We start from the raw sequence: 10,593 nt of genomic DNA, 5'->3' as shown, positions 1-10,593 counted from the left end.
GCCAGCGTCCGCTCGACCTGCCGGCCCATGGCGCGGGCCTGCTCGGCGATCTCCTCCGCCAGGGCCGGGTCGGCGCGGTCCGTGCGGCGGGCGAGGGCGTCGAGCACGGCGAGCGGCGTCTTGAGGCCGTGGGCCATGTCGGCGGCCTGGGTGCGGGCCCGCTCCAGGTCGCGCTCCTGCGCATCGAGCAGGCGGTTCAGGTCGGCCACCAGCGGGCGCACCTCCTCGGGAAAGGCCTCCGACAGGCGCGGTTTGGCCCCGGAATGGACGGCCGCGAGGTCCGCCCGCAGGGTTCGGAAGGGGCTGAGCGCCCGGCGCACGAACAGGGCCATCGCCAGCGTCAGGGCGGCGAACAGGGCGACCAGCGAGGGCACCAGCAGGCGCAGGAAGCTGGCGCGGCTCCGGGCGAGGTCGCGACGATCCTCGGCCGCAGTGACGGCGAGGGCCACGGTGCCGCCGCCATGGGGGATCGTGACGCGGCGGGTCACCGCGATGAGCCGGCCGCCATCCGGCCCGGTCAGGTCGCCGATGGCCGGTTCCGCTTCCTCGTCGGGGACGGCGCCGAGGCTGCGGTCCCAGAGCGAGCGCGAGCGGAGGGAGCGCCCCTCCCCGGCGATCTGCCAGTAGAGGCCGCCATAGGGTGTGGCGAAGCGCGGGTCCGGCGGCTCCCGGGGCAGGCTCAGGCTGCCGTCGGGGGCCAGCACCACCTGCCCGGCGATGAGCTTGGCGAGGCGGTCGAGCCCGTCGGCGGTGCGGGCGTCGAGCACCCGGTCGAGGATCACGGTGAGACCGATCCCGGCGAGCAGGAGCGCCAGCGCGATCAGCCCGGCGGCGGCGAGGCCGAGGCGCAGGCGCAGGGAACTGAGGGTCAAGCCGAGGGGGCCGGCCTCTGAGCGGAGGCCGGAAACCGTGCGCCCCGCGCGGGAGTGCGGTCCCACGGCCTCCGGGTCCGTCGGGGAGGCGGCCTCGTCGTCGACGGGGCTCATCCCGCCCCCGGGGCGGGGTCGGCGGGCACGAGATAGCCGTGGCCGCGGCGGGTCTCGACGATGCCGGGGCCGAGCTTGCGCCGCAGCCGGGTCAGCAGGGCCTCCAGCGCGTTGGCCTCGCGGTCGCTGTCGCTGCCGTGGAGATGGTCCAGCAATTCGCCCGCGGGCACGACCTGTCCCTGCCGGTGCAGCAGGAAGGCGAGCAGGCGGTATTCGAGGGCGGTCAGGTCGATCTCGCGGCCCGCCACCGAGACCGCGCGGGTGCGGGTGTCGAGCTCGACCGCCCCCGCCCGCAGGACCGGCGAGGCATGGCCGGCGGTGCGGCGCAGGATCGCCCGCAGCCGGGCCGCCAGCTCCTCCATCCGGAACGGCTTCTGGAGGTAATCGTCGGCGCCCGCGTCGATCCCCTCGACGCGCTCGCGCCAGCCGTCGCGGGCGGTGAGGATCAGGACGGGCAGCCGCACCCCGGCCTCGCGCAGGCGGCGCAGCACGCCGAGCCCGTCGAGGCGCGGCAGGCCGAGATCGAGCACCATCGCGTCGTAGGTCTCGGTCTCGGCCTTGAACCACGCCGCCTCGCCGTCGCCGACGACCTCGGTGACGTAGCCGGACCGTTCCAGGCCCGTGCGCAGGTCGGCGGCGATGCGCGGCTCGTCCTCGACGATCAGGATGCGCACGGGCGCCCTCCCCGTCCGCTCTCAATCGTCATCGTCGTCCTCGTCGAGAATCTTCAGCGAGCCGGCATCGATCTTCACGTCGCGCCGCCGCCCGTCGCTGCCGAGGATGCGCAGCTTGTAGAGCCAGCGCCCGTCGTCGCGCTTGAGGTCGACCGCGATCACGTCGCCCGGCACCGCCGTGCGGGCCGCGGCGAGCACGGCGTCGAGGGGGCGGATTTCACCCCGTTCCAGCGCCTGCCGCGCCCGCTCGCCGTCGCTGTCGGCATGGGCCGGGGCGGCGAGCGCCAGCAGGGCGACGAGGAGCAGGCGGGCGAAGGCGGGCATGGGGCGGAACCTCGGGCGGAGATCCTCTGCCCGAGCCTCCCTGACGAAAGGCTGACGGCCAGCGTCAGGCCGGCGCGGGTCCCCATCGGCGAGACAGGGCCATCCCCGGTGCCGCCGCTCCGGCCCCCGACGCGAGAGACCCATCGCCATGTCCCTGACCACGACCATCCTGCTCCTCTACGGCGCCTGCCTCGCCGGCGCCATCGCCAGCCGGCCCGCACCGGGCCCGATCGAGGGGGCCCCCACCGAGACCCGCAGGCCCGGCCGCCCCCCGACGGCCCTCCTCCTGCCGTTCCTCGCCCTGTTCGCGCTCGCCGCTCCCATGGGGGTCGCCCGGGCCGGCGAGGCCGCGCCGATCGCCGGACCCGCCACCGTCATCGACGGGGCGACCCTCTCGGTCGACGGCGTGCGCCTGCGCCTTCATGGCATCGAGGCGCCGGGGCTCGACCAGACCTGCTTCGACGGACGGGAGCGCGGCTACCCCTGCGGGCGGGTCGCGGCCGCGGCGCTCGCGGCGCGGATCGGCGGGCAGAGCCTCGCCTGCGAGCCGCGGGCCGAGGATCGGGGAACCGCCCGGTGCCGGCTCGGCGCCGACGACCTCGCCGCCTGGCTGGTCGAGCGCGGCTACGCCGTCGCCGACCGGCGGGTCTCGACGGAGTACCTCGCCCAGGACGAGCGTGCCTGGGGCCGCCGGGCCGGTCTGTGGTCGGGCGTGTTCGATCTGCCGACGCAGCGCCCCGGCCTGCGCGGGGCGACCGCGGGTTTGTGACCCCCGCCCCGGCGATCCGGCCGGGGTGCCGCCTCAGGCCGCCGTGCCGCTGCCCGCGGCGCGCACGTCCTCGAGGACGGGTTCGTAGGCGCACCAGAGGCAGCGGCCCTGCTCGGCCGCCTTCTTGTCGTTGCGCTGGGAGCAGACCGGACAGATGGTCAGCACGATGCGGCGGCCGCGCACATAGGCAAGGCCACGGCCCAGGAAGGTGACGGCACCTTGGGGCATGGGGATCGATTCGGTAAGGAATGGGAGGCGATGGCCTGCCTCTATCGAACCGTTCCAGGAAGGCCAGCGGGCCCAGCGGCATGGGGCCCCGTCGCCGAAAGCATAGCCGGCTTCGGCGCTTCCACCGCGCCGGCATCCCCGCGCCCGACGGGACGGCGCGCCGGCTCGCGCGTTGTTCGACGCGCGCTTCCGTGACGGCGGATGCCGGCCCGCGCCGGAGGCGATGCACCCGATGAGGCCGCCGGCCGGAGGAGACCATGTCGAAGCTTTTCATCGCCCAGGTTCGGGGCCAGGGCGGCGAGCGTCCGCTGGTGACGGTGCGGGCCGCCGCGGAGGGCGAGGCCCGGCTCTTCGTCGAAGCGGCCTATCCGGAGGACGAGGTCCTGGCGATCGCCGAGCCGGGGGAGTGGGTCAGCGACGCCGATACCGGCACCCGGACCGGCGACGTGCGCGAGCATCCGGGCGTGGCGTGGCAGGCCCCCGCCGGCCGGGCCTGATGGCGTGTCCTGTCTTCCTGAGGATGCGCGGGCGCTCGCCCGGATGCTGCCCGAGGCGGTCGAGGGGGCGCATCAGGGGCATCCGGACTTTCGGGTCGGCGGACGCATCTTCGCGACGCTCTGGACCGACGAGGAACGCCTCGTCCTGCGCTTGACGCCGGAGACGCAAGCGGCGGCGGTCGCGGCCGAGCCCGATGCCTGCGCCCCCGTCCCCGGCGCCTGGGGCGCCCGTGGCTGGACCAGCCTCGACCTCTGGGCGGTCGAGGAGGAGGTTCTGCGCGGGTTGCTGCTCGCCGCATGGCGCAACGCGGCCCCGCCCGGCCTGGTCGCGCGCACCGCGGGCCTCGCCCTCGATCCCTGACGGGGGACGGCCCCGTTTGGCGCCGGCGCGGCGCAGTTCCGCCCCCTGCGGCGGAACTGCTTCGGGCCCTTCCGTCTTGCCCCCTGTGAGATCTTGCCCCCCGCGAGATCGAGGAGCGTCATGACGATGCAAGCGGACAGCCCCAAGCCCGGCGACGACAAAGAGCCGGAGCGCGATCCGCCGCCGCCCTCCGAACCGCTGCCGGAAGAGGATTTGGAGCAGGTCGAGGAGCAGCCGAGCTGACGGCGCGGTCGCCCGGAGCCCTGGGGGGCGCGTCACCGGTCCGGAGCCGCGCGCCCGTTTTGAAGGATGCCGTCTGGAAAAAACCTTGGCGGAGGAAACCTTGCCGACGGAAACTTTGGACGAGCCGATGACGGGCGAGCCGGCACCCAAGCTGGCCGGCATCCTGACCTTCCCGCCGGACGTCGTAGCTGCCCTCGACGCGCATTGCGCGGTCGAGGGCCTGCAACGGGATCGGGCGATCTGCGAGATCGTCGCCGAGTCGCTGCGCGTGAAGGGCTACCTGCGCAGGCGCGCCGCTCACGAGCGCGTCGCCCGGGACGAGACCTCCGAGACCCTGGACTGAGAGGCGGGCGATGGCGACCTCCTACAAAGGCTCCCGTCTCTGCCCGCCCAAGCAGGCGCGGCCGAGCCATGTCCGCGTCGCGGATGCCGAGGGCGGCGAGACGATGGTGACCCTGGAGACCGACGAGGCCCGTGCCGGCCAACCGCCCTGGCAGAGCCTGCCCTGGCAGGGCGAGGCGGGCCTGGTGCTCGACGACGGCGACAAGCACAGCCCGGAGATCCGCCTCTGAAACCGGTGCCGCCCGCGGTGGCGCGCCGTTGTTGCCAGCTTCCGGGCTTTGCAGTAGGGGAGCCGGCTCGCCGCCCTCCCGCTGCGGCGCAGGCCGCTCCGGATGCGCGTGCGACCGAGCGACGGCTTAGAGCCATTCCCGGTCGCGGCGCATCGTGGGCGGGTTCCCTCATCTCCGACGAGGCTCCCGGCAAATGGCCGCAGCGACAGGGCCGCGCCCGCTGGTCGGGAGACTGGCCGCCTCCAGCGAACTCAGACGCCCCTGCGATGACGAAGCCTCCCGCCGCACTCCCGGTTCGCACGGCGCCGTCGGCGCGTCTCGAGCTGCGCCGTGACGTCTGATCGCGAGCCCCGGCCCCGCCCGGATGCCGGTCCCGCCCTGGCGAAGGTGCCCACCGGCATCGAAGGGTTCGACGCCATCACCTTCGGCGGCCTGCCCGCCGGCCGGCCCTCCCTGGTCTGCGGCTCCGCCGGCTGCGGCAAGACGCTGTTCGCCACGACCTTCCTCGTCAACGGCGCCACCCGCTACGGCGAGCCCGGCGTGTTCATGAGCTTCGAGGAGCGGGCCGAGGACCTGTCCGCCAACGTGGCCTCGCTGGGCTACGACCTCGACGGCCTCGTGGCCGAGGGAAAGCTCGCGATCGACCATGTCCGCGTCGAGCGCTCCGAGATCGAGGAGACCGGCGAGTACGACCTCGAAGGCCTGTTCATTCGCCTGGGCTTCGCCGTCGACGCGATCGGCGCCAAGCGCATCGTCCTCGATACGATCGAGACCCTGTTCTCCGGCTTCTCCGACGACGCGACGCTGCGGGCGGAGCTGCGCCGCCTGTTCGGCTGGATCAAGGAGCGCGGGCTCACCGCGGTCATCACCGGCGAGCGCGGCGAGGGCCAGCTGACCCGCCAGGGGCTGGAGGAATACGTCTCCGACTGCGTGGTGCTCCTCGACAACCGGGTCGCGGACCAGATCACCACCCGGCGGCTGCGGGTCGTGAAGTACCGTGGCTCGGCCCACGGTACCAACGAGTATCCGTTCCTGATCGATGCCGAGGGCATCAGCGTCCTGCCGGTCACCTCCGCCGACCTCGATTACGACGTGACCGAGGGGATCCTTCCCACCGGCATCGCCGGACTCGACGCGATGCTCGGGCCCGGCGGCTTTCATCGCGGGTCGAGCATCCTCGTCTCGGGCGAGCCGGGCACCGGAAAGAGCATGGTCTGCGCGAGCATGATCGATGCGGCCTGCGCCCGGGGCGAGCGCTGCCTCGCCTTCGTGTTCGAGGAGAGCGGCGCCCAGATCGCCCGCAACGCCCGCTCGATCGGCCTCGACCTGAACCGCCACGTGGCGAGCGGGCTGCTGCGCTTCGAGGCGGCGCGGCCGAGCCTCTACGGGCTGGAGATGCATCTCGCGCGGATGCACCGGGACATCGACCGCTTCGCCCCCTCCCTCGTGGTGGTCGATCCGCTCTCGGCGCTGCGGGGCCCGTCCTCGGAGCTGCAGGCGACCTTGCTGCGCATGGTCGACCTCCTGAAGGGCCGCGGCATCACCGCCCTGTTCACGAGCCTGCGCGAGGATGGCGGGCTCGACCGGGACGACACGATCGGCGTCTCCTCGCTGATGGACGCCTGGGTCAAGCTCTTCAACGTCGAGGCCAATGGCGAGCGCTCCCGCACGCTCTACGTCATCAAGGCGCGGGGCATGAGCCATTCGAACCAAGTGCGCGAATTCGTGATGTCCGGCGACGGCATCCGGCTCGTCGACGCCTATATCGGTCCTGCCGGCGTTCTCACCGGCACGGCGCGCGTGGCGCAGGAGGCCAAGGAGGCCGCCGACGCCCTGCGGGCCGAGGAGGCGATCCAGCGCCGCCAGCGCGAGGCGGCCCGGCGGCGCCAGTCGCTGGAGCGGCAGATCGAGGAACTGCGCGCCGCGCTCGAGACCACGCAGGAGGACGAGGCGGTCCTGGGTCGGGAGGACGATTTGCGCGCGGCGATACGGGCCGACGAGCGACGGGAACTGACCGCCCGCCGGAGAGGCAGGACATAGGGTATGAGCGAGGAGATCCCCGACGACGGCCGCTACCGCCTGCGCCTCTACGTGGCTGGGCAGACGGCCAAGTCGCTCACCGCCATGGCGAACCTCAAGCGGTTCTGCGAGGAGCACCTCGCGGGCCGCTACGAGATCGAGGTGGTCGACCTGATGAAGAACCCGCAGCTTGCCGCGGGGGACCAGATCCTGGCGATCCCGACCCTGGTGCGGCGCCTGCCCGCCCCGCTCAAGCGCATCATCGGCGATCTCTCCAACACCGAGAAGGTGCTCGTGGGCCTCGACATCCGGCCCGAGGCGGACCAGCCTTGAGCCCAGCGGATCCCTCCGGCGCCTCGGCTCCCGCCCCCTTGCGCCTGCGCCTCTACGTCGCCGGCACCGCGCCGCGCTCGTCCCGCACCATCGAGAGCCTGCGGCAGCTGTGCGGGCGTTCGTTCGGGGAGGCCTACGAGCTGGAAGTGGTTGATCTCTACCAGCAGCCGGGGCTCGCCGCCGAGGACGGCGTCGTCGCCGCCCCGACCCTCGTGCGGCTCGCTCCCCTCCCCGCCCGGCGCCTCGCGGGCGACCTCGGCGACGAGGACCGCGTTCTGCAGGGGCTCGGGCTGGACCGGCGCGCGGAGGAGCCGGCCCCATGACCGATCCGGCCGCCCTCCCCTCCTCCGCCCTCGACGCGGCCCAGGCGCGCATCCGCGAGTTGGAGGCGCGGTTGGAGGAGACCGAGGACACGCTCGCGGCGATCCGCCGGGGCGATTTCGACGCCATCGTCGTGGAGGGCCCGACCGGGGAGCGGCTCGTCTACACCCTCGAGAACGCGGACCGGCCCTACCGGGTGCTGATCGAGCAGATCCAGGAGGGGGCCTTCACCCTGGGGCCCGACGGGACCCTGCTCTACTGCAACCGGCGCCTTTCCGAGATGCTGGGCATGCGCCAGGAGCGGCTGATCGGGCAGCCCTTGAGCCGGTTCGCCGGTCCGGGCCAGGATGCGACCCTGTCCGGCCTGCAGCAGGCGGCGGCCCACGGGCCCGCCCGGGGCGAAGTGCATCTGCGCGACGAGACCGGGGCGGAGCGCCCGGTCTACCTTTCCCTCAGCCGCCTCGACGACAACGCCGAGACGCCCCTCCTCTGCGGCGTGCTGACCGACCTGACGGGCGAGCGGGGGCGCCTGCGCGAACTGGCCGAGACCAACGAGCGCCTGCGCGCCGAAGTGGCCGAGCGCGAGCGGATCGAGGAGGCCTTGCGGCAATCGCAGAAGATGGAGGCGGTGGGCCAGCTCACCGGGGGCGTCGCCCACGACTTCAACAACCTGCTGACCGTCATCAAATCCTCGACCGATCTCCTCAAGCGCCCCGACCTCGCCGAGGAGCGCCGCCGCCGCTACGTCGAGGCGATCTCCGACACGGTGGGCCGCGCCGCCAAGCTGACCGGCCAGCTCCTCGCCTTCGCCCGGCGGCAGGCGCTCAAGCCGGAGGTGTTCGATGCCGGCCGCGGCGTCGCCGCGGTCGCCGACATGGTCGGCACGCTCACCGGCGCCCGCATCCAGGTGAAGACCGAGATCGAGCCCTGTTTCGACGCCGCCGGCCAGCCCTATGTCTGCCTCGTCGAGGCCGATCCCAGCCAGTTCGACACCGCCCTCGTCAACATGGTCGTCAACGCCCGCGACGCCATGGAGGGCGAGGGCACGCTGACGATCCGCGTCGGCCATGCCGGGCGGATCCCGCCCCTGCGCACCCATCCGGCCGTGCCCGGTGACTTCGTGGCGGTCGCGATCACCGATACCGGCTCCGGCATCGCCCCCGCCGACCTGTCGCGGATCTTCGAGCCGTTCTTCACCACCAAGGGCGTCGGCCAGGGCACGGGGCTAGGCCTGAGCCAAGTGTTCGGCTTCGCCAAGCAGTCGGGCGGCGACATCGCGGTCGAGAGCGTGCTGGGCGCCGGTACGACCTTCACCCTGTTCCTGCCGCGCGCCAAGGTCGCCCCCACCGCGACGGAGCCCGTGGGCGAGCCCGAGCCGCTGGCGCCGGGCCACGGCACCTGCGTGCTCGTGGTCGAGGACAACCGGGAGGTCGGCGCCTTCGCGACCCAGGCGCTCGCCGAACTCGGCTACGGCACCGTCTGGGCGATGGATGCGGACCAGGCTTTGGCCGAGCTGGAGCGGACCCCGGACCGGTTCGACGTGGTCTTCACCGACGTGGTGATGCCCGGCATGAACGGGGTGGAACTCGCCCGGACGATCCTGGAGCGGCGGCCGGACATGCCGGTCGTGCTCTCCTCCGGCTACAGCCACGTGCTGGCCGAGGACGGGCATCACGGCTTCCCGCTGCTGCACAAGCCCTATTCCGTTGAGGACCTCTCCCGAATCCTCCGGCGGGCGGTCCACCGCCGCGGGCCCCGCGAGATCTGACGCATCGGCCCGCGAAGGGGCCGGGAGGGGGCCGGTTCGCGGACAGCGCCGATGGGGCACAGGGCTTGATCCCGTGTCCGGACGAAGGTCCGTCGCCGACGAAGGACATCCCGTTGCCTGGTGGCTGATGCGCGGCTTCGGCCGGACGCCTCCGTCCTGGCCGGTGCCGTCCGAGGCGACGGCGACGTTCTTGCTCGTGGCTCCGTGACTCCCAGGCTGGACCGCGCCCAACGGCCTGGTCCCCGGCTCGGCCTGATGGGTTCGATCCCTGCAGGCTGGCCTTCGCTCGCTGCGGTTTACTTGAATAAAACCCTATGGCATCAAGTTCCTGTTCTGATTCTGATAATGCCATCACGGGGTTGTGAAATGAAGCGTCGTCTTCCTGCGCTTGGCTGTCTGATTGCGATTGTGCTCACGGTGCCGGCCCATGCGAACGAGATCATCAGGACTGAATTTCGTCCGGATGGGATGCAAAATTCAAATCATCCGGCGGCGGGTCTCACCCTCGTACAGCATCATCATCATCACGTGCATCGGCAGTTCCTCGGCTGTGTTCGGTCCAACGACGAATGCGACCATCTTGCCCATGAAGACCACAATTTCAATCATTACGGAACACAGCACAACCACAACTGCGAGCACCATAGCGGGGGCGGGGGGCACTTCGCGTGCTACGGTTGGAACGATTGATGTTGGCAGGGGCTGACGCGCTCCCCCGCTGACAAAGGGCCAGCGGTGCCTCGGTCACCCCGAGCCCCTACTGGCCGCTGATCGCCGGCGCATCCGGTGAGGCCCCCGCGCAGGGGCATCCTGCGGCGCGTCGATCGGCACCTCGACCAAGCCTCACGGGCCGAGATCCGGATCCTGATCGAAGCGCGATGCCGCGACGGCGATCCAGACATGGGGTCGCCACACCTGCCTCAACGGGCGGCCCCGCAGCCCCGAACCGATCCGATCATCCGGACAGGGGATGGAACGATCGGCTCGGGCCGCCGCTTCAGAGCGCCGAATCGCGCCGGGCGTCGGAGGTGGCCGTGCCGGTCGGGCGGGCCGCAAACCGCTCGATCGCCGCAGCGACCAACGCGGTCCCGGCATGGAGCGTGCCGAGCTCGACCGAGGACATCGCCAGCATCACCGGAAGCAGGCGGGCGCTCGGCCGGCCGTCCCCCTCGAACAGCGTGAGGTCGTCCTCGGGCCGGAGACCGACGCTCGCGGCGATCCGGGTCGCGTAATTGCGGATGCGGGTCTCGTCGTTCGCGCAGACCGGGGCCGGCACGCTCAAATCGAGCAGGCTGCCCCTTGGCAGGGAGGCGGCGACCGAGGGCAGCGCCGCGGCTTCCGCCGCGAGCCGGTCCGGGACGAGGAGCGCGGCGGGATCGGCCGCCGCGGACCGGGTGGGCCCGGGCGAGGCGGTGCCCAGTCCGGCGGCGATGCTGGCGGTGGGTCTGAGGGCGGGCAGCGGGCGCGCCCCCGCGGCCCGGCCCGGATGGCCGGCGAG

At 72.7% G+C, this 10,593-nt stretch carries 14 protein-coding genes and 2 pseudogenes; 10 read left to right on the top strand and 6 right to left on the bottom strand.

Annotation, left to right across the window (positions count from 1 at the left end; genetic code table 11):
* The 3 genes and pseudogenes from LW587_RS22980 to LW587_RS22970 form a co-directional block, all read right to left on the bottom strand.
* A pseudogene (locus LW587_RS22980) lies at positions 1–872 on the bottom strand (sensor histidine kinase); the annotation flags it as partial.
* Positions 873–982: 110 nt separating this feature from the next.
* Entirely contained in the window at positions 983–1,660 is a 678-nt protein-coding gene (locus LW587_RS22975) for a response regulator transcription factor (RefSeq protein ID WP_232631905.1), read from the bottom strand.
* 21 nt (positions 1,661–1,681) lie between these two features.
* Positions 1,682–1,984 carry a PepSY domain-containing protein gene (locus tag LW587_RS22970; RefSeq protein ID WP_232631904.1) on the bottom strand — a complete coding sequence of 101 codons (303 nt, stop codon included), beginning with the start codon at positions 1,982–1,984 and terminating at the stop codon, positions 1,682–1,684.
* Positions 1,985–2,132: 148 nt separating this feature from the next.
* Here LW587_RS22970 and LW587_RS22965 point away from each other — a divergent pair, with 148 nt between their 5' ends.
* Positions 2,133–2,753, top strand: coding sequence for a thermonuclease family protein (locus LW587_RS22965; RefSeq protein ID WP_232631903.1), 621 nt, complete (start codon positions 2,133–2,135; stop codon positions 2,751–2,753).
* Positions 2,754–2,786: 33 nt separating this feature from the next.
* Here the strand turns inward: LW587_RS22965 and LW587_RS22960 are convergent, their stop codons facing one another.
* Positions 2,787–2,981, bottom strand: coding sequence for a hypothetical protein (locus LW587_RS22960; protein ID WP_232631902.1), 195 nt, complete (start codon positions 2,979–2,981; stop codon positions 2,787–2,789).
* A 257-nt stretch (positions 2,982–3,238) separates the two neighbouring features.
* Here LW587_RS22960 and LW587_RS22955 point away from each other — a divergent pair, with 257 nt between their 5' ends.
* The 9 genes from LW587_RS22955 to LW587_RS22920 all read left to right on the top strand — a co-directional run bounded on the left by LW587_RS22955 (position 3,239) and on the right by LW587_RS22920 (position 9,095).
* Entirely contained in the window at positions 3,239–3,478 is a 240-nt protein-coding gene (locus LW587_RS22955; RefSeq protein ID WP_232631901.1) for a hypothetical protein, read from the top strand.
* Between the two features lie 4 nt (positions 3,479–3,482).
* Entirely contained in the window at positions 3,483–3,839 is a 357-nt protein-coding gene (locus LW587_RS22950; RefSeq protein WP_232631900.1) for an MmcQ/YjbR family DNA-binding protein, read from the top strand.
* Positions 3,840–3,959: 120 nt separating this feature from the next.
* Positions 3,960–4,082, top strand: coding sequence for a hypothetical protein (locus LW587_RS24100; protein ID WP_269780368.1), 123 nt, complete (start codon positions 3,960–3,962; stop codon positions 4,080–4,082).
* 127 nt (positions 4,083–4,209) lie between these two features.
* Positions 4,210–4,425 carry a hypothetical protein gene (locus LW587_RS22945; RefSeq protein ID WP_232631906.1) on the top strand — a complete coding sequence of 72 codons (216 nt, stop codon included), beginning with the start codon at positions 4,210–4,212 and terminating at the stop codon, positions 4,423–4,425.
* A gap of 10 nt (positions 4,426–4,435) precedes the next feature.
* Complete coding sequence (locus LW587_RS22940; protein WP_232631899.1) at positions 4,436–4,654, top strand: hypothetical protein; 219 nt, start codon at positions 4,436–4,438, stop codon at positions 4,652–4,654.
* Positions 4,655–4,984: 330 nt separating this feature from the next.
* The gene (kaiC, locus tag LW587_RS22935) at positions 4,985–6,694 is read left to right on the top strand and encodes a circadian clock protein KaiC (RefSeq protein WP_232631898.1); all 1,710 of its coding nucleotides are present in this window, start codon (positions 4,985–4,987) and stop codon (positions 6,692–6,694) included.
* Positions 6,695–6,697: 3 nt separating this feature from the next.
* Complete coding sequence (locus LW587_RS22930) at positions 6,698–7,006, top strand: circadian clock KaiB family protein (protein ID WP_232631897.1); 309 nt, start codon at positions 6,698–6,700, stop codon at positions 7,004–7,006.
* Positions 7,003–7,329, top strand: a complete 327-nt coding sequence (locus LW587_RS22925) for a circadian clock KaiB family protein (protein WP_232631896.1) — start codon at positions 7,003–7,005, stop codon at positions 7,327–7,329. The genes LW587_RS22930 and LW587_RS22925 overlap by 4 nt, the downstream gene beginning before the upstream one ends.
* Positions 7,326–9,095 carry an ATP-binding protein gene (locus tag LW587_RS22920; RefSeq protein WP_232631895.1) on the top strand — a complete coding sequence of 590 codons (1,770 nt, stop codon included), beginning with the start codon at positions 7,326–7,328 and terminating at the stop codon, positions 9,093–9,095. The genes LW587_RS22925 and LW587_RS22920 overlap by 4 nt, the downstream gene beginning before the upstream one ends.
* A 477-nt stretch (positions 9,096–9,572) precedes the next feature.
* Here LW587_RS22920 and LW587_RS22915 read toward each other — a convergent pair whose 3' ends face one another.
* On the bottom strand, positions 9,573–9,740 hold the full coding sequence (locus LW587_RS22915) for a hypothetical protein (RefSeq protein ID WP_232631894.1): 168 nt from the start codon (positions 9,738–9,740) through the stop codon (positions 9,573–9,575).
* Between the two features lie 352 nt (positions 9,741–10,092).
* A pseudogene (locus tag LW587_RS22910) lies at positions 10,093–10,593 on the bottom strand (hypothetical protein); the annotation flags it as partial.

Origin of the sequence: Methylobacterium sp. Leaf118 (genome assembly GCF_920984675.1) — a bacterium.
In the GTDB taxonomy this organism is placed as follows: domain Bacteria; phylum Pseudomonadota; class Alphaproteobacteria; order Rhizobiales; family Beijerinckiaceae; genus Methylobacterium.
This window is presented reverse-complemented; position numbering and strand designations above follow the sequence as displayed.

Bases quoted from the DNA above. Each gene is read 5' to 3' on its own strand.
- LW587_RS22970 (WP_232631904.1), bottom strand. From the start codon at position 1,984: ATGCCCGCCTTCGCCCGCCTGCTCCTCGTCGCCCTGCTGGCGCTCGCC.
- LW587_RS22965 (WP_232631903.1), top strand. From the start codon at position 2,133: ATGTCCCTGACCACGACCATCCTGCTCCTCTACGGCGCCTGCCTCGCC.
- LW587_RS22960 (WP_232631902.1), bottom strand. From the start codon at position 2,981: ATGCCCCAAGGTGCCGTCACCTTCCTGGGCCGTGGCCTTGCCTATGTG.
- LW587_RS22955 (WP_232631901.1), top strand. From the start codon at position 3,239: ATGTCGAAGCTTTTCATCGCCCAGGTTCGGGGCCAGGGCGGCGAGCGT.
- LW587_RS24100 (WP_269780368.1), top strand. From the start codon at position 3,960: ATGACGATGCAAGCGGACAGCCCCAAGCCCGGCGACGACAAAGAGCCG.
- LW587_RS22945 (WP_232631906.1), top strand. From the start codon at position 4,210: ATGACGGGCGAGCCGGCACCCAAGCTGGCCGGCATCCTGACCTTCCCG.
- LW587_RS22940 (WP_232631899.1), top strand. From the start codon at position 4,436: ATGGCGACCTCCTACAAAGGCTCCCGTCTCTGCCCGCCCAAGCAGGCG.
- LW587_RS22930 (WP_232631897.1), top strand. From the start codon at position 6,698: ATGAGCGAGGAGATCCCCGACGACGGCCGCTACCGCCTGCGCCTCTAC.
- LW587_RS22920 (WP_232631895.1), top strand. From the start codon at position 7,326: ATGACCGATCCGGCCGCCCTCCCCTCCTCCGCCCTCGACGCGGCCCAG.
- LW587_RS22915 (WP_232631894.1), bottom strand. From the start codon at position 9,740: ATGGTGCTCGCAGTTGTGGTTGTGCTGTGTTCCGTAATGATTGAAATT.